The 16,802-nt window shown below is 40.9% G+C and carries 17 protein-coding genes and 1 pseudogene; 11 read left to right on the top strand and 7 right to left on the bottom strand.

The features are described 5' to 3' along the window. Window positions 1–77: 77 nt before the first annotated feature. Both JMW64_RS13245 and JMW64_RS13250 read right to left on the bottom strand, forming a co-directional pair. Window positions 78–668 carry a recombinase family protein gene (locus JMW64_RS13245; RefSeq protein ID WP_062844955.1) on the bottom strand — a complete coding sequence of 197 codons (591 nt, stop codon included), beginning with the start codon at window positions 666–668 and terminating at the stop codon, window positions 78–80. Window positions 669–934: 266 nt separating this feature from the next. Beyond that, window positions 935–1,009: pseudogene (locus JMW64_RS13250) on the bottom strand (IS1 family transposase); the annotation flags it as partial. Window positions 1,010–1,084: 75 nt separating this feature from the next. On the opposite strand from JMW64_RS13250, the gene JMW64_RS13255 reads away from it, so the two are divergent. Next, the gene (locus tag JMW64_RS13255) at window positions 1,085–1,918 is read left to right on the top strand and encodes a cation transporter (protein WP_025644116.1); all 834 of its coding nucleotides are present in this window, start codon (window positions 1,085–1,087) and stop codon (window positions 1,916–1,918) included. 658 nt (window positions 1,919–2,576) lie between these two features. On the opposite strand, the gene JMW64_RS13260 is transcribed toward JMW64_RS13255, so the two are convergent. Further along, window positions 2,577–3,557 carry a GlxA family transcriptional regulator gene (locus tag JMW64_RS13260; RefSeq protein ID WP_201555245.1) on the bottom strand — a complete coding sequence of 327 codons (981 nt, stop codon included), beginning with the start codon at window positions 3,555–3,557 and terminating at the stop codon, window positions 2,577–2,579. 108 nt (window positions 3,558–3,665) lie between these two features. Between JMW64_RS13260 and JMW64_RS13265 the strand changes: the two genes are divergently transcribed. The 5 genes from JMW64_RS13265 (at window position 3,666) to JMW64_RS13285 (ending at window position 8,393) form a co-directional block, all read left to right on the top strand. Further along, window positions 3,666–4,214: a cysteine hydrolase family protein gene (locus tag JMW64_RS13265; RefSeq protein ID WP_201555247.1), complete on the top strand. Its 549-nt coding sequence runs from the start codon at window positions 3,666–3,668 to the stop codon at window positions 4,212–4,214. Between the two features lie 51 nt (window positions 4,215–4,265). Continuing rightward, window positions 4,266–5,180, top strand: coding sequence for an MBL fold metallo-hydrolase (locus JMW64_RS13270; RefSeq protein ID WP_201555249.1), 915 nt, complete (start codon window positions 4,266–4,268; stop codon window positions 5,178–5,180). A 93-nt stretch (window positions 5,181–5,273) separates the two neighbouring features. Next, window positions 5,274–6,341: an LLM class flavin-dependent oxidoreductase gene (locus JMW64_RS13275; protein ID WP_201555251.1), complete on the top strand. Its 1,068-nt coding sequence runs from the start codon at window positions 5,274–5,276 to the stop codon at window positions 6,339–6,341. Window positions 6,342–6,653: 312 nt separating this feature from the next. Further along, complete coding sequence (locus JMW64_RS13280; protein WP_201555253.1) at window positions 6,654–7,289, top strand: hypothetical protein; 636 nt, start codon at window positions 6,654–6,656, stop codon at window positions 7,287–7,289. Window positions 7,290–7,307: 18 nt separating this feature from the next. Continuing rightward, the gene (locus JMW64_RS13285; RefSeq protein WP_201555255.1) at window positions 7,308–8,393 is read left to right on the top strand and encodes an ImmA/IrrE family metallo-endopeptidase; all 1,086 of its coding nucleotides are present in this window, start codon (window positions 7,308–7,310) and stop codon (window positions 8,391–8,393) included. 387 nt (window positions 8,394–8,780) lie between these two features. Here JMW64_RS13285 and JMW64_RS13290 read toward each other — a convergent pair whose 3' ends face one another. Together JMW64_RS13290 and parA are read right to left on the bottom strand one after the other, a co-directional pair. Next, window positions 8,781–8,990 (bottom strand): plasmid partition protein ParG, encoded by a 210-nt coding sequence (locus JMW64_RS13290; protein WP_201555257.1) that lies wholly within the window; start codon window positions 8,988–8,990, stop codon window positions 8,781–8,783. Window positions 8,991–8,993: 3 nt separating this feature from the next. Beyond that, complete coding sequence (gene parA, locus JMW64_RS13295) at window positions 8,994–9,632, bottom strand: ParA family partition ATPase (protein WP_201555259.1); 639 nt, start codon at window positions 9,630–9,632, stop codon at window positions 8,994–8,996. A gap of 372 nt (window positions 9,633–10,004) precedes the next feature. On the opposite strand from parA, the gene JMW64_RS13300 reads away from it, so the two are divergent. Together JMW64_RS13300 and JMW64_RS13305 are read left to right on the top strand one after the other, a co-directional pair. Continuing rightward, window positions 10,005–10,229: a helix-turn-helix domain-containing protein gene (locus JMW64_RS13300; protein ID WP_057758779.1), complete on the top strand. Its 225-nt coding sequence runs from the start codon at window positions 10,005–10,007 to the stop codon at window positions 10,227–10,229. 155 nt (window positions 10,230–10,384) lie between these two features. Then, the gene (locus JMW64_RS13305) at window positions 10,385–10,660 is read left to right on the top strand and encodes a hypothetical protein (protein WP_201532525.1); all 276 of its coding nucleotides are present in this window, start codon (window positions 10,385–10,387) and stop codon (window positions 10,658–10,660) included. Window positions 10,661–10,847: 187 nt separating this feature from the next. On the opposite strand, the gene JMW64_RS13310 is transcribed toward JMW64_RS13305, so the two are convergent. After that, entirely contained in the window at window positions 10,848–11,804 is a 957-nt protein-coding gene (locus JMW64_RS13310) for a hypothetical protein (RefSeq protein ID WP_201555261.1), read from the bottom strand. 30 nt (window positions 11,805–11,834) lie between these two features. After that, entirely contained in the window at window positions 11,835–14,471 is a 2,637-nt protein-coding gene (locus JMW64_RS13315) for a MobA/MobL family protein (protein ID WP_201555263.1), read from the bottom strand. Between the two features lie 262 nt (window positions 14,472–14,733). Here JMW64_RS13315 and JMW64_RS13320 point away from each other — a divergent pair, with 262 nt between their 5' ends. From JMW64_RS13320 to JMW64_RS13330, 3 genes are all read left to right on the top strand, one after another. After that, window positions 14,734–15,075: a hypothetical protein gene (locus JMW64_RS13320; RefSeq protein ID WP_201555265.1), complete on the top strand. Its 342-nt coding sequence runs from the start codon at window positions 14,734–14,736 to the stop codon at window positions 15,073–15,075. Window positions 15,076–15,273: 198 nt separating this feature from the next. Further along, window positions 15,274–15,444, top strand: a complete 171-nt coding sequence (locus JMW64_RS13325; protein ID WP_162799535.1) for a hypothetical protein — start codon at window positions 15,274–15,276, stop codon at window positions 15,442–15,444. A gap of 327 nt (window positions 15,445–15,771) precedes the next feature. Further along, window positions 15,772–16,728: a replication initiation protein gene (locus JMW64_RS13330; RefSeq protein WP_058368520.1), complete on the top strand. Its 957-nt coding sequence runs from the start codon at window positions 15,772–15,774 to the stop codon at window positions 16,726–16,728. The last annotated feature ends 74 nt before the right edge of the window (window positions 16,729–16,802 follow it).

Here is a 16,802-nt window from a genome sequence, read left to right on the forward strand (position 1 = left end):
AAAGCCTTCTTGCCTCGCGTGTAAAGCCTTATATATCAGCTGTTTATGAACAAAAATAAAATAAAATACCTCAGCTATTAGCCCTGCTTTAACACCCGATAAACCGTAGCCACCCCAACACCAACCGCCTTAGCAATCTCCTCTTTTGTCATATTGTTTTGACTGGCTAATTCTTTAATACGATTGTGTTTCGTTGTATTAGGCTTCTTACCAGTGGGCTTATAACCACTGTTCGCCAATCCCTGCTTAATACGCTCTCTACGTTTGTCGTTATCAAGCTTTGCCATTGTGGCTAATAAGTCGATCAACATATCGTTGATCACCCTGAGAATATCCCCGGTCATACCCTCACTGACTGTATGCGTCGTTGGCAGATCAGCCACCACTAATCGTAAGCCCTTGTCTTTGATGCGCTGCTTTAGAATTGCAAAATCATCTTGAGATAATCGGCTTAATCTATCCACGCTTTCAACCAGTAGAATATCGCCTTGCTCAGCGTCCTTTAGCAGCTTGGCTAATAATGGTCTATCGAGCTTTGTACCACTGAAATGCTCGACGTACTCAACATGGTTATCATCATAACTTGTACTGAAAGCCACCAAATCAGCCAATGCTCTGGTAGCGTCTTGATCCTTAGTGCTGGCTCTCACATAAATACGAACAGTCATAACCCACCTCTATTATTTAGACTTAATAATTAGTGCTCATTGATAATAACAAGATATTACTATCATTTAATAATATAAAAAAGTCTAATGATAGATAGATTATCATTTAAAGGTTTTATGTTTTGGGTATAGACTAATGATAGGAGAAAAACATGGCAACCAGCACTATAATTCAAAAGTCTGTTATAGATGGTTCCATTATACCAGTCTGTTTTAAATAGTCTGTTAATAGGTTTGAAGGGTTAAATAGCTAGTTCCGCTAGGGTATAGCTTTTGAAACCATTTTTCTTTATATTGTCACTTAGACAGGCTGGGCATTTGATGTATAGTGTCATTTGCATTTCACTATTTATCAATTTCTCAGCCTGTTTTTTTCAGCCTACTTTTTGAACCACCACCCGGATATAAATGTAGCTATGAATAAAACAACTTTTAAAATATCGAAGATGGACTGCCCTTCGGAGGAAAACCTAATCCGAATGAAATTAGAGGGCCACTCGAATATTGAACATCTTGAGTTCGACATTCCTAACCGTCAATTAACTGTGTTTCATCATGACAATATAGAAGGGATAGAGACTGCTATTCATGACCTAAAATTAGGAGACACCCTACTCTCGACCGAAACCATTGACCCCTCTGATCCCAACAATAATTTTAAAATTGATGCTGACTCTAGTCACAAAAAAGATGCTGAGCAAAGAAAGCTACTATGGATAGTGCTGGTCATTAACTTTGCTTTCTTTATTATTGAAATGAGCACGGGACTGATTTCTCGTTCGATGGGGTTGGTCGCCGACAGCTTAGATATGTTAGCAGATAGCTTCGTGTACGGAATTAGCTTATTTGCGGTCGGTGGAACGGTCATTAAGAAAAAACGGATTGCTAGAATTGCCGGATATTTTCAAATTACGCTAGCGATTCTTGGTTTTTTAGAAGTACTAAGACGTTTCTTTGGCAATGAGCAGTTACCTGACTTTTCTACCATGATAGTCATATCGATTCTTGCGCTAATTGCAAACTCGATTTGCCTCTATTTACTACAAAAATCGAAAAGCAAAGAAGAAGAAGCCCATATGCAAGCCAGTATGATTTTCACTTCAAACGATGTGATTATCAATTTAGGGGTAATTGTTGCAGGGATTTTGGTTAATTGGTTACACTCTAGTACGCCTGATTTGATTATTGGTAGCATCGTATTTGCTTTAGTTATTCAGGGCGCCTTTAGAATATTGAAGTTGAGTAAGTAGCCAAGCCTAATAACTGAAGCAAATAGCTCAAGTAAGTAGCTTAATTAAACCGCTAAGTGTAAAGTAACTGGGTTTGAAGCAAATAAACATCATAAGGATATGAGACCTCAAGCAATGATTGAACAAACTTTAAATCTAGTCACCACCAAAGACCATCAGCAAGTTGCCGTTTGGCGAATAATAGATGATGAAGTCTTTGATAAGAATCTGGTGGTGGTCAACTAATTTAGGACACTAATAAAATTCAAACCTACATCGCCATTACTTATAACCCTGAGTCGAGAACGGATAATAATTATAAGCGTTGGGGCAACTTTTATGACCGCCAAGATCTGTTAGTAGGTGACGAGTTGTGTCAGGTGGTTAATTTTCAGAGACCTTCCTAAATTTTGTGTAAGTATTTAATCTAAACGTCAGTTACACAGAATCTGGGATGGTCTCTTCAAGTCCTCACTAGCGCACCGATCATAGATAGAATATCTATGGTAAGTACATCATGAAGTACACTGTGGCTATCTCAGCAAGTTGAAACCTTAATACCATTAGCTCACAGCCAAAGATTCAAGTCCTCACTAGGGAACCGAATAGAATTAAAGGCAACCACAATGGACAGAAACAGCCATAGGTATGCCTTTAAATCAGCAGTCTCTTAAATATATCACTCTTTATTTGGATTGAATCTGCGCCGATACTCGCTAGGTGTCAACCCAACAATACGTTTGAATATCTTACGAAACGCACTGACATCACTATAACCCACTTTCCACGCGATTTGCTCAACAGGAGACGACGAGAACTGTAGAAAGTCTTTTGCCTCTCCTATCCGTAATCGCTGACAGTATTCCGTTGACGTCATGCCCGTCGCCTTATGAAAACGACGCAAAAAAGTACGTTCCTCCAATTGAGCACAATTGGCTAGTGTGGGCAAATCAATATCCTGTGCTTCTGTTTTTTGCAACCAATGTTGCACCTTTAGTATGGCTGCATCACCATGTGTTAATACCGGTGAGAACGCACTGTAATAGCATTGTTCACGTCTTGAGGGATCAATCAATAACGCACGAGCGGTCTCATTCATCACCTGTGAGCCAAGAAAGCGGTCAACCATCCTAAGTCCTAAATCCGTCCAAGCCATCGCCCCACCAGCAGTCACAATATCACCGTCTTCGATGATGATGCGATCCACGTCAAGCTCCACATCAGGGAAACGATTCTCGAACTGCGCCACATAACCCCAATGTGTGGTTGCCTTACGCTTGGAGAGTAATCCTGTTTCACCCAATAAAAAAGCACCCGCACAAACGGATGACATGATTACACCTCCTGAATGCTGATCTCTCAGCCAGTTCAGCCAAGGCGCTGCTGCTTGTTGTTCAATCGGTGCCTCTAACGTTGGCGGGATAATGACAGCCGCTAATTTTCCTACACTATCGGAATTACTAGAAAAAATGCAGGTAGGTTGTTCTTTAGCATCCTTAATCTCCCAGTGACTCACTTGTAAAGGAAGATCAGTTGTATCTTGGCGCTTGGCGGCTATTTTACTGGCAATGACGAACAGATCAGTCAGACCAAGGATGGCCGCCATTTGTGCCTTCTCATAAACGACCAACCCAATTTCAATAGTATGTTTTTGATTCATATGTCGTTATTAACCTCTTATGTGTCGATGTAGCCACTCGTTAGTGTAGCACAGTGCTTGTAAAATGTACGTCTATACAGTCACTCCCATAAACAAAGAGGCACTATCATGAACAAACAAGCACTTATCGTTGTTGACATTCAAAATGAGTATTTCCCAGAAGGTAAGTTATCACTTGTAGGTATTAACGAAGCCGCTGACAATGCCGCTTTGATTATTGAATCTGCTAGAGAAAAAGGGCAGACCATCATCCATATCCGTCACGAGATGCCTTCTGCCGACGCACCGATGTTTACACCCAATACCGATGGTGTAGAGATCAATGAGAAGGTAAAACCTATAGAGGGTGAAGCTGTAATCACTAAGCATTACCCTAATTCGTTCCGTGAGACCACTCTAAAAGAGCTATTAGATAAAGAAGGTATAAAAGAGGTGACTGTTATTGGCGCCATGAGTCATATGTGTGTAGATGCAACGGTTCGTGCGGCAGTGGACTTTGGTTATACCACAACCACCGTCCATGATGCTTGTGCCACGCTTGATCTTGAATTCAATGGCACGACCGTACCTGCAGCGCAGGCTCATGCCACTATCATGGCAGCGATTGAGTTTCTATATGGAGAAGTGATTGATACCCAAACGTGGATTGCACGTTAATAACCACGGTCTAAATGCACATATATAACACTAATTAATAAGGTATCTATCATGAAAATAGCCAAATCGCTGACCAGTACCACGCTATTAAGTGGCGTGATGTTCCTAACGGCATGTACCACATTCGCCAGTCCAGCAACGAGTCCCAACGCTGGAAAACAGACGGCAACCAATACTGTGCAATTTCAGCAAATCCGTAATGCCACAATTAAGCTTAATTATGCGGGCACCACTTTTTTAGTGGATCCTATGCTAGCACCTAAAAACGCTTATCCAGGGTTTGCAGACACATTGAATAGCGAAATCCGCTATCCAGTGGTCGATTTGCCGATATCTGTTGCAGAAGTGCTTAAAGCAGATGCCATTATCTTGACGCATTTACATGCTGACCATTGGGATGATGCCGCACGTAACCTCGTCCCTCGTAATATGCCAATTTTTACTCAAAATGAAGCCGATGCGGCAACTGTGCGTAAAGATGGCTTTACCGATGTCAGAATATTGACACAGCAAGGGGTTGTGTTTAAAGGCACGAGAATCAATAAAACCATTGGACAACATGGTACTGATGAGATGTACAAGGTTCCAGCACTTGCTCAGGCACTTGGCAAAACGATGGGTATTGTGTTCCAAAAACCAAACTATAAGACAGTTTATGTTGCGGGAGATACCATTTGGGATAAGCAAGTAGAGAGTGCACTTACTCGCTACAAGCCTGATGCGGTCATCCTAAATACAGGATATGCGAAGCTGACTACTTTCGTTGATGACTCTATTATCATGGGAAAAGACGATGTATACCGCGCGTATAAATTCTCTCCTAATGCTCAGATAATTAACGTACACATGGATACGGTCAATCATGGAGCACTGTCGAAAGCAGAGCTACGCCGCTTTATCGAGGAAAAACATCTGGATAAACAACGTGTACTTGTTCCCGATGATGGTCAAACTTACAAGTTTTAGTCTTTTGAAAGTCAATTGTTAGAAGCTTTTTTGTGTGGCAATGCCCAAAGTGTGTTGCCATGCATAATCAATATTATACAGATGAGATTGTTTATGAATATTTCAAATCATTCTGGCAACGCCCCTTTTGTTCTTTCAGTGCTCGACAATGCCTTCACTGGTGTTGGCCACACAATAGAGAACACCATTCAAGAGATGATCGCTCTTGCCAAACTGGCGGATAAAAGAGGGTTTCAGCGGTTTTGGATGTCTGAACACCATGCGATGCCGGGCGCCGCGGTTCCTTCTCCGCAGATGATGGTGGCTCGGCTGACTGGTGAAACCGAGCGCATTAGGCTTGGTGCAGGCGGCATCATGCTACCGAATCATGTGCCTTTGGTGGTCGCTGAACAATTTGGGATGCTCGATGCGATGGCGCCAGGACGAATTGATCTTGGTTTGGGACGGGCGCCCGGTACGGACGGCGCAACGGCGTCAGCTTTGCGTCGTCACCATGCGGCGAACGATGAATTTCCTCAGCAAGTCGCAGAATTATTGGGCTTTTTAGAAAACAGTTTTCCAAAAGACCATCCTTACAGTGAGGTTCATGCGGTGCCAGGCCCATGGCAAGCTGAGCAAAATCGAGTGCCACCATCGAAGACTGCCACTGATGTGTGGATTTTGGGTTCATCGACCTATTCAGCACATATGGCAGCAAAGCTGGGTAGACCTTATGCATTCGCTCTACAGTTTGGCAGTGCTGATGTCTTAAGTGCCATGCGCATTTACCGAGAGAACTTCCGTCCCTCAAAAATTCTAGCCAAGCCATATAGTTTGGTCAGTATTGGAGCGATTGCAGATGAAGACCCTGTAGAGGCATGGCGCCAATCAACGTCGTCTGCTATGGCAATGTTAAGAATGTTCCAACGTAAACCTTTTGCTTTACTGCCACCTGATGAAGTAGCGGCTTTTCAAGGTAGTATACAAGAGCGCCAGGTTATTGAGCAGTATACTAATCAAACCCTGCATGGCACTGCTGCCGAGGTCGCTAAAGGTTTAGAGAGTCTTCAGGAGCAGACAGGTGTCGACGAGGTCATGTTGGTTGTTCAAGGTTATTCGCGTCGCGCCCAATCGCGCACTGTTGAGCTAATCGCAGATCACTATGATATGCCAAGTCACTAGATCTTGTTAAGAATAATGATATTAAAAGGTTAGCAAAGAGCTTAAAGCCTAACCATTAAGCTTGTTGTTAGGTATGCCAGCAGTAATCCCTATTCCCATAAAGGTACATTATGGTAAATAAATCGGTTGAATATATTGCTAGATATAGCACACAGCCAAAGGTGAGAATATTAAATAGGTTAGGTTTTCTGCATAATACTAAATAAAGCTAGATTCAGCTCACTCTATTTATCTTATTGACGCTTAGCTATTTACTTACATAATATTTCCTATTATCATACATCAAATTGATGTCAATATATCGGAAATATTATGTTTTCACTACAACCAGCTTTTGATCATACTTCAGATAAATTTATTGATGAAACTTCTGAGGTCGTTAGTGCTCTTGCTGCCATCCACCCCAGTCTTACAACTCAACTAGTTTACGAAGTGATTCTGGCTGCTAATGAAAAAACCCAACATGTTGGAACATCCTTTCCAACAAATGCTTTATTAGCGATGTGGCAGTTTCATATTTCAGGCTTTCTTAGAGAGAAATTATGCTCTTTTGGTTGGACCAAAGTTGATGGCAAGGGAGGAGTCGCATATGTAATATCGCCGTGTAAGGAGCATGCAATCCGTGTCTTTGCAGGTAATAAGTATGTAGGCTTAAGAGATGGAAGCGTAAGCAATAAATCGATTAAAGGTAGTACTCTTAAAGATGATATTTATCCTTTACTAAATTCTGATAAGGGAACGACCATTTGGACTTTACTTCATTACCGATTTGGTGAGTTAATGAGATTAGAGCTTTCACAGCCAAAATCATTTGCAAAAGGTAAGATTGATGACTGGAGTACGCGTATTAAACTTCCTGATATCAAATTCAACATTCCTACAACACCACGTATGAAAGATAAAGTAGAAGTAGGTGTAGTTCCTGTCAAGCGTAAGAAAAAAGCTTAATTACCTTAAGGCTAATATATGTTTAATCCAAATCGATTACAATTTGCAATCGATAGGCGGGCTGTGAGCAAAGCCGAATTAGCAGAAAAGCTAAATATTACTCCTAGAACATTAACAAATTACCTAAATGGAAATACTGAGCCTAATTTAGTTGATCTTTCAAGGGTGCTAAGCTTGCCTATCGATTTTTTTAAAGGCAGTGATTTACCAATTATTGATGAACATAGCGTCAGTTTTAGATCTCGTTCTAGAATGACTAAGAAAGTCAAAGCTGAGGCTTTAACTTATGGCGTAACCGGCTTTATGCTTAATGATTGGTTTGAAGAAGAATTTGAGCTTGTTCAATCAGAACTTCCTGATTTGTCACACTTGTCTCCTGAAGAGGCGGCTAATACGCTTCGCTATGACTGGGGTTTAGGGGATAAACCTATTGGAAACTTAATTGCTCTATTAGAATCAAGGGGTATACGCATCTTTTCGATTTTTGTAAAATCGGAATACATTGATGCTTTCAGCGTTTGGTATGATGACAAGCCTTTTATATTTTTGAATAACCAAAAAACTATGGAGAGAAGCCGTTTTGACGCATGTCATGAATTAGGTCATTTGGTTAGAGATATCTATAGCATGAAAATGTCTGAAAGTTTTGGTGAACCACTTGAAGAAGATTTAGATTCTAAAGTAGTTGAAAGATGTGCAGACGAGTTTGCATCTGCGTTCTTGATGCCCGAGGTTGCATTGATGGAATATAAGCATGTAAACCCTACTATAAACAATCTCATTGAGCTGAAAAAAGTGTTCGGTGTATCTTTAGTTGCATTGGCATATAGAATGCATAAACTAGGATTTATAAGTGAGTGGATTTACACAAGAGTTCTTTGTCCACAAATTGCAAAATACAATTATCGTAAATCAGAGCCTTATCCAATGGGTAGAGAAATTTCCCAAGTACTCAATACCATAACCAAGGAACTAAATTCAGAAGGAATAAGTTTAGATGATATTGCTAAAAACATTCATCTTAGAAAAGCTGATATAACTCCATTATTATTTCAACTTGCTGAAAATACAAAGCCTGTTCATTTGTTTCAAGTTTTAAAATGAAGTGAGATTGTCAGTCAAAATTGATAGCTGCTTTCGCTTTGTTACTCTTAATTCAACTACTCAAGCATGCATATGGGCGATCATTAAATCAAAAAATGAATGCCCATACGTACCAATCTCATTATTATTAATGGTAAGCACTTAGCTATTTACGGCTATACTTTATACTAAACCTAGGAACCGCCCCAAATATATCAGTATCCGATATATTTGGGGCGGTTCAATTTTGCCATTGTTGTGTTCTTTGCACCTTGCTTCTGCGTCTGGCTTAAGAAAATAAGCATTCGATGATACTGAAGCGTTTCATAGCATTCAATAACATGTATAGTTTTTTGAATTTTTTATACATGTCCTTTTAATAAGCATAAAAAATCCGATTTTTTATGCCTATCGCTCAACCAACTTTTCCTCAATCATCTCAGTCAACAGCTCAGTAACCGTTTTGCGGCTCTCAAGCGCATATCGTTTGAGCGCAATGTGCTTATCTTCATCTAGATTGAAATTCACTCGTACCGTCTTTTTGGAACTATCCGTCACATCTGATAGAGCTAACTGATCCTTAACGTTCTTACTAGGACGACCTGCTGATAAACTCATAACTTACTCCTCACCAAAAAATGTTTGAATCTCACTGACCAATGCGCTTATCTCTTGTATGGCATTGCTATTAGGCGATTCGGTATCAAATACTGTCTTACCAAGGGCAGCACTGTTAGGGTAAGCAACTCGCTGCATCACTCTGGTCTTTAGCACCGGAAGATTGTAATCAAGTAATGCTGTCGCTACCTCCTTACCTATATTGGTGTTTTGAATGGCACGTGATACGACAAACGCCGCCTTTAGTTTGCCATCCATCATTTCAATACGCTGCTGCACCAAATCAACCAAATCACTGGTTGCCCAGATATCGTAGGGGCTCGGCTGCACCGGAATCAATATAAAATCAGCGGCTTTAATAGCTGAAATGGCCAAACTGGTGGCTTGCGGTGACCCATCGATCACCACGTACTCTTTATCAGAGACGCTTTTTAAATCTTTATCAAGCGTTGGTCTATCGAGCCCGATCACCGGTACCGGATTGTCTTCATCAACTGCCCTCCAGTCACGCGCACTGCCCTGTTGGTCACTATCTACCAGCAGCACACTATGACCTTTTAGCTGTAGTCCCCGTGCTAAATGCGTTGCAATGGTGGTCTTACCGCTGCCGCCCTTCTGATTCAATACCGCAATTACCTTCATAAATACAGATCCCTGTAGTATGTATTGAGTATATAAGTATATAAGTATATAAGTATATAAGTATATAAGTATATAAGTATATAAGTATATAAGTATATAAGTATATAAGTATATAAGTATAACTAAAAATGTACGTCACATCATTACTAATAGCAATATCTTATAGTAAAAATAGCATCGTCTTTTCTAACGAGCGTATATCCATCATGATGGACGTCCTGTATCAAAGACAGTATCATAAACTGCCTACTACTAGATAAATTGTCGCTATTGGATATCAATTTGAGCTACTAAAAGCAATACTTCATCAGCTCATATTCGTTATAATCCGCTCACCAATCAAAAACCACTAATATGAATGAGGGAACCACTATGGTGAAGTGTCACTTATCGACCATCATGGGTGAAAGACGCCTTAAAATTGCCGATATCTCAAGAGATACTGGTATCAATCGTGGCACCATTACTCGCATGTATCATGAAGAAGCCACCCGCGTTGATCTAGATGTCATCGAGTCTTTATGTACTTATCTTAGAATCAATGTTGGTGATTTATACGAAATCATAAACGAGGACAGCAGTGAGTCACCAGCATAAATAACGTTATCATGAGCTGTAATTGTCTTTAAACGAATAAAAAGACCTACAGAAGGTTATTTTCTCTTGCAATAGATTAAAATATAGGTATAATTTGACCTGTAGTAAGTCATTTTACTTATTATATGCACATAATAATCTATAGGAGAATACCAATGAATAACAATCTATCTCGGCTCAATAGCTGCACATGGTTTAGTGAACAGACTAAAACGTTAGCCTCTCAGCTGTTATTAAACTTACAAATACAGCAAGGCGTACAGCTGGCAACCCTACTTGGTGTTGACCCCATTCTTTATAATGGTGAAGCGGTTTATGTCTGGGTGCAACGACAGCTAGATGACGGTCTTATCGTTGACGATTATGCGTTAAGCACCCTTGAAACTGCTTTTATAGAGTTGGTCACAGCTCACACTGACCAAGCAGCGTAATGGCTTTAGCTTATATTTACAGACAACTTGTTTAACAAGAAACAGTAACCCTTAAAGCCAGATAAAGTGTCATTATCTGGCTTTTTAATATAGACAAAGATAACGACAATCAAAAAAGCTTTTTTCAGTCTTATATGTCTCAGAAGACGCACTTTTGGGCAATATAGCTTACTATTACCATACGCCTTTACTCAGTCGGCTCTGCACGCGGCACCCCAGCTATTTTATAATAAACAAAGCCTCTCTCATCTCTCAAAACACTTTTACTGTCTGCTCTAACGCACCAGCTGATTGCATCAGGCTGCGCTTCATTAACATCACAAGCCAAAATAATCTGCTGACTTTGAGCGTTATCAAATGCCTGCTTCCACCCCGTTTCAAGCTCATCGATGCCGCGCTGTAGCTCTGCTTGCTGGTATCTCATCTCTGCAATCTCATCAAAGCTTGGCACATACCAAAATACCAGGGCCACCAAACTTATTATCACAGCCATCGTACCCGCTGCGACAACGGCTGCAATCCTTTTAATACTCATAGTCTCAATGGACTTATGAATTTTGTCCAAGTCTTTACTAGCTCTACCCTCGACCTGCTCAATTCGCGTTTTGGTGGTGGTCTCAAAGGTCTCAATATCTTCAATAATCTGCTTATGACCAGCTTGGTACTGATTGGTGAATAGGGCTAGATTGTCAGCGCTTGCGCTAAGTTTATCAGCAACTCCTTGCATGGTACTCACTTGTACCTCTATGCTGTCGTTTTTAGCAGTGACCACCGACTGTACAGCCGTATCAATCTGCTGTTTCATATCGGTGATAATGCCCGCTATTTTGTTGTCATAACGACTTGGCATCTCATTGTCAGTGAAAGCAGTCACTGCCGCTTGTAGCTGCTTTAACACGAGTTCTTGATACTGACTCAATGCCTGCGAAGTCGTGCTTGCGCTACCACCTAATTCTTCAATGGCAGAAGACACCTCACTCACCTTGCTATCAATACCGCTAAGCGAACGCTCAAGCCGCCTCGCTACCGCATCATCGGCTCGCTTAATCAGCTCACGCAAGGCCCCAATGACCGGAGTCAATGAAGTCACTAGGTTAACAAGTTGATCGTGTATGTCTTGCTCAGTGCGGTCATTTTTATTCATAGTAAGTACTCATTATTATAATCATCACAACTAAAATGGGCGTGGTGACGAGTAATGGCGCGCTTTTTCTTGAATAGCCTTGTCTATATCCAGCACTTGTGCGGCCAAGATTTGCGCTAAATTTTGCGTGCCCACGCGGATGTCAGGAACCTGCTCAAAACGCTCATTAAGCGCGTTTATAGTATCAATTTTATGACGGTCGCTAGGAAGCGTGCCGAGCGCTTGTAATAGTGTCTGTACCGACGTATCTCTGTCTATCATCACCCGTTTTGCATCCGTGTCTCGCAAACGCTTTTGCAACGCGGTGACATTATCAGTATGCTGAAGCGTTTTTAAGACGAGGGCCTCAGCAGCTAACTTTTCAGCCGCCTCTATCACAGTGGCAGTAGTATCAATCGCTTTAAAGTCGATCTTATCAATACGGTCTTTAACCCGTACCAGCATATTATCAAACCTGCTCTGATACGCCTTGACTTCTGCCTGTCGGGTACGCGCAAGGGCAGTAGCATCTTGCTCTTTTTGTTGTTTTTCTTGCCGCCGCCGATGTGCTTCCTCTCGCTCACGCCTGGCTTTGTTCTCAGTTTCGGCTTGCTCATGCGCTTTGTTGAGCTGGTATTGGAGCGCCATGGTACGAGTACGCCAGTCATCAAGCCGATCTGCGTTCAATTGAGTGGTCTTGGTACGGGTAATCTCATCGTATAAGTTATCATCTTGCACAATCACCGCTTCACTTTGATCAAGAAGGGCAATACGCTGCTCATAAAACGGCGATAGGCGCTGATAGGTTTTTTGACTAGTATTGATTTGCAGCTTTAATTGTTTGATGTCTTCATTATTGGCGGTTTTAAATGTCTTTACATCAGATACAAGCATCTTCAAACGTGCCTCAGCGGTATCATCTATCTCTACCGCTTTAAGAGCACGCAGCGCCTCACGCTCTTGCTCAAGCGCTTTAAAACGCTCAACATCAAGATCTGCCATTGCCGCGAACTTATGATAGGTGTCAAGATTACTCGTTACCTCGATCGTCTGCAAATCCTCAAACGCCTCCCGCCAGTGCCGCTGCAGCTCAGTTTTTTCAACATCAATCTCATCAAGCGCTTTAAAATCAGTAGCCAGCTTATTCAGCGTTGCGGCAAAAGGTTTTAAAGTGGCCTTTAGCGCCTTATGATCATCAATAACTCGATTGTTAAGGGGAATAAGCTTTTTTAAAACTGCTTTATTGTTCAGCACCGTTTTATCAATCTGTGACAGCTGCTCTTCAAGGCGGCTAACAGCGCGGCCTGTTTGTAGGGTGTCATCTTGTCTAAATTGATCAACCAACACTAAAGCCGTCTTTAGTGCCTCACTTTGCTCTTTCGTATGTATTTTCCGGGCAAGCTCAATCATTTTTTGGCGGGGCTCGCTAAAATCCTGTCCCACCTCCTCGGTGAACCGCTGGGTACTCTTAATGTTTTTATCAATGGTAATAATCTGTTTAGACTGGTGCGCTAACTCTTCATGCAGCGCATCAATGGTTGAAAATAAGGCGCTGCGTACCATCTTTTTTTGACTCACAAAGTTGGCTGAGATTGCTAAAAGCTCATCAAGTGCGTGATCATTGGCCGCATCACTATGCGTCTGATTCTTATTTTTAGGAATAGCGGGTTCAAGTTCAGCGGCAGGATCTACAAAGCGGATGTTACTGAGCTCAATTCGCGCAAAGGGCTTACGCTTTTTATAATGTATTGTGACGCCGTTAACCTCTTGTTCATTGCTTTCTAGGTCAATACGTCCCTTGTCGTCGTACTCAATTACCAGACCATTTTTTTCAATGTAAGCATTGATCTCATCAATCGTCTCGTTGTACTCATGAATCACTGAACGATTGCCTTTGAGAATATCCTTATATAGTGACTTACCCAGTTTCATTTTTGGTAAACGACTGATGCCCAGCTCACGGTAGGATTTCTCACTAATGGTTTTATTCTCAGGCAGTAGCTCATTGGCCATATCCGCCCAAAGGGTGCGTTGATATTTAAGCTCATCGCCGCGCCCGTTTAACCCCTTAGATAACCGCTCCTCCGTTGACCACTGCAACCAATTCTTGCGTGCTGATAAAGCATAACCCTTAACATCCGCTACTATCTCACGGCTTGAGAGTAAAATATGGGCATGAAAGTTACGACTGGTCAGCTCAACCACTTCAACCTCCCCCACATGTTTCTCGTGACTGTGGGGCCGATGAATGGCCATATCGACAAGCACGTTATAGCGATCAGATAATGTTTGAGCGTAGCACTCGGCCAGAACTATACGCTGATCAGCGGTGATTCCATCAGGAAACATCACATCAATCTCAGTACCCAATTGCGCGTTTTTACGAGTCTCAATGCGTTCGATATCATTCCAAAAACCCTCACGTGTCACTGCTAGATCCCCAGCAAGAGTTGGCGTTAACAACGCCGTATGCACCACATTTTTGTCAATAACTTGCGTGTATTTAGTGCCATCACTGTCTACTAAGTTTAAGATTTTGTCTTTAGCTTTACTGGTATAATCGTGGACGACTCCTGACTGCTCATCAACCAGTTTTGAGCCAGAATTATAAGCCGACTTTGCCACCACGCTATGATTTTTCGCCTTACTAACGGCGCTAACTGACAGATGAAACCCTTTATTATTCATAGCAAAAAAACCCAATATGGAGAGATGATTTTTTGGGGGTTGTAGGGGGTTCGCCCCCTGCCGGACGACGGAGTTTATGTAAAAAAATAGCGCCCCTTGTGGGTCTTTTTTACATAAACTCCTAAGTTCGCTCTTAACAGAGGGTTAAAATACTACTGCGCCCACGAAACGATGTGGTCTTGTGTATTTTACTACCTTGCATACCTGTGTATGTACTGCTAGGATCAACTCTATCATAGTTGGCTAAAAAAAGGATGAAGTAATGTCAGTAATATCAGATGATTTATTTGCAAATAAGATTAAGCAATTACAGGCTCTTAAAAAAGAGATTGATCAGGACAGGCTTGAAGCACATAAAATATTGGGGGAGTGGTTGGCCAACGCATTAGACGATGATGATAATCATGAACTGCAAGCTATTTTTTTAGACGCACACGATAATGAAAAGTATGTCCGTTTGAAAAAGCACCGTGAGTTTTTAAAGTCAATTGCTCATAAGATGCAAGGTGAGGCTAAGGTAACACTAAGCAACTTTACACCACCTAAAGACAGTCAGAATAGTAAGCACGGTTCATTGTTTGAGGATGATTCATTGGAGCAGTAGTAGCTAGGAATTGGATTATTAGCAGTACAGATGAATCGTCTGCTAATCAGCGAAAAGTTAGGAGGTTATTATTGGCCGTTTTAAGCGTTTTAAAATAGCTTTAGCTACCATCGTATCGAACAGAGCGTAGAACGCATATAAGAGTATTTTTTATGCGTTTTAGCAATGCTTTAAGATGTGTTTACAGAGGTGTCGATAATGACTATTGAAAATGAAGACAAGTTATCTACAAAAAATGAGACTGATACTGAGAGTATGAAAACAGCGTTGGCCAGAATGACAGATGAAGACATTCAAAATATCTTTGACCGTGCTTTTGAAGATTTTCAAAGATCAAAGCTTAATCCGAACTATGAGAATAAAGATTGATACCGAGTAAATTGACCATAGCGTTTTGAGCTACTGAACAGTTCTATAAGTGATTGGTCGCTCATATTATCATCTCAAATCCGTCAGTTCTTGAGCTTTTTTCCTATTATTTAATATAAAAACATATTTTTTACTTTTAAAGATTTTTAAAGACTTTTAGGAAGCTCTCAGACCTTACCAGTTAAGGGCTTCAAGATCTATAAAGCTACAATCAGCTAGGTTAATGCTACAATCAGCTAGGTTAAAAGCTACAATCAGCTAGGTTAAAAGCTACAATCAGCAGGTATTATGCTACAATTAGATAGATTTGAGTATTAAGGCGTAGATATGACTAACCAAGTTGGTTTATATGAGAAGAAATACCCTGCAAATTGGGTTGTTATGCAAAATCGTATTCTACAAGCGTTTTATGAAATGACACTTGATGAAAAACGGTTGCTGTTGCTTGCTAGTTCAGTAGTGCGTTTGATAGATGCCACTGAAAAAGACACTATAGAGATAACCGCGAAAGCATTTGCAGAGGCTTGCAACATTCAAGTGGATTCTGCTTATACTCAATTAAAAGATGCTAGTGAAACGATGATGAGGCGATTTTTTAGCTATAGAAATGAACGCGGTAGCCGTGTCAATGTACAGTGGGTCATCAGATCAATATATGAAGATGGCTATGTGTCTCTATGTTTTACAGATGAAGTGCTACTGATGTTGAAGGTTTTTGATGAAAATAATCCATTCACTAAATATAAAAAAGAAGATGTACTTAAACTGAAGGGTGAATATTCAATAGATATATACCATCTGGCCAAAAAACATGAGGCAATGAGCTCGTGGACAATGTCACTTGAAGAAATTAGAGAGGAGCTAGCTCTTTCTAAATCTTACGAACGTATTAACAACCTAAAAAGTCGAGTCATCAACCCAAGCGTTGAAGAAATAACAGAAAAGTCAGATATTAAAATCACCTATGAAAACGTCAAACGTGGTCGTACCGTCACAGGACTAAAATTTAATGTAAAAGCTAAGCCCACCAAGAAAAAAAGTCTGGAGGACTTAAATCAGAATAATGAGAATAGAGATATACCATCCTTAACAGTCAAACAGATCGACCGTTTTGCGCCTCTATTGGCTAACTATGCCCCATTTGGTAGCTATGCGCCTTCAGGAAAAAGTACCCAAGAAGTGATCAGCTGGTTACACACTCAATTAAGAGATGAAGCTTTTTTAAAGACCCATAAAAAGCATTTGCTGGCGGTAGGTTATACGTTCCCTAAGCAAAAATCATAGCAAAGAAAAAAGAGTGATTAATCTGGTACTGTCTATACAAATGGTTTATATTATATGTACACAGATAAGCCATT

This window comes from Psychrobacter immobilis, assembly GCF_904846065.1.
Classification (GTDB): domain Bacteria; phylum Pseudomonadota; class Gammaproteobacteria; order Pseudomonadales; family Moraxellaceae; genus Psychrobacter; species Psychrobacter immobilis_H.

Coding starts and splice junctions, on each gene's coding strand:
- parA (WP_201555259.1), bottom strand. CDS start 9,632: ATGAAGGTAATTGCGGTATTGAATCAGAAGGGCGGCAGCGGTAAGACC.
- JMW64_RS13255 (WP_025644116.1), top strand. CDS start 1,085: ATGAATAAAACAACTTTTAAAATATCGAAGATGGACTGCCCTTCGGAG.
- JMW64_RS13260 (WP_201555245.1), bottom strand. CDS start 3,557: ATGAATCAAAAACATACTATTGAAATTGGGTTGGTCGTTTATGAGAAG.
- JMW64_RS13305 (WP_201532525.1), top strand. CDS start 10,385: ATGAATAACAATCTATCTCGGCTCAATAGCTGCACATGGTTTAGTGAA.
- JMW64_RS13275 (WP_201555251.1), top strand. CDS start 5,274: ATGAATATTTCAAATCATTCTGGCAACGCCCCTTTTGTTCTTTCAGTG.
- JMW64_RS13285 (WP_201555255.1), top strand. CDS start 7,308: ATGTTTAATCCAAATCGATTACAATTTGCAATCGATAGGCGGGCTGTG.
- JMW64_RS13320 (WP_201555265.1), top strand. CDS start 14,734: ATGTCAGTAATATCAGATGATTTATTTGCAAATAAGATTAAGCAATTA.
- JMW64_RS13325 (WP_162799535.1), top strand. CDS start 15,274: ATGACTATTGAAAATGAAGACAAGTTATCTACAAAAAATGAGACTGAT.
- JMW64_RS13265 (WP_201555247.1), top strand. CDS start 3,666: ATGAACAAACAAGCACTTATCGTTGTTGACATTCAAAATGAGTATTTC.
- JMW64_RS13310 (WP_201555261.1), bottom strand. CDS start 11,804: ATGAATAAAAATGACCGCACTGAGCAAGACATACACGATCAACTTGTT.
- JMW64_RS13315 (WP_201555263.1), bottom strand. CDS start 14,471: ATGAATAATAAAGGGTTTCATCTGTCAGTTAGCGCCGTTAGTAAGGCG.
- JMW64_RS13330 (WP_058368520.1), top strand. CDS start 15,772: ATGACTAACCAAGTTGGTTTATATGAGAAGAAATACCCTGCAAATTGG.
- JMW64_RS13245 (WP_062844955.1), bottom strand. CDS start 668: ATGACTGTTCGTATTTATGTGAGAGCCAGCACTAAGGATCAAGACGCT.
- JMW64_RS13290 (WP_201555257.1), bottom strand. CDS start 8,990: ATGAGTTTATCAGCAGGTCGTCCTAGTAAGAACGTTAAGGATCAGTTA.
- JMW64_RS13300 (WP_057758779.1), top strand. CDS start 10,005: ATGGTGAAGTGTCACTTATCGACCATCATGGGTGAAAGACGCCTTAAA.
- JMW64_RS13270 (WP_201555249.1), top strand. CDS start 4,266: ATGAAAATAGCCAAATCGCTGACCAGTACCACGCTATTAAGTGGCGTG.
- JMW64_RS13280 (WP_201555253.1), top strand. CDS start 6,654: ATGTTTTCACTACAACCAGCTTTTGATCATACTTCAGATAAATTTATT.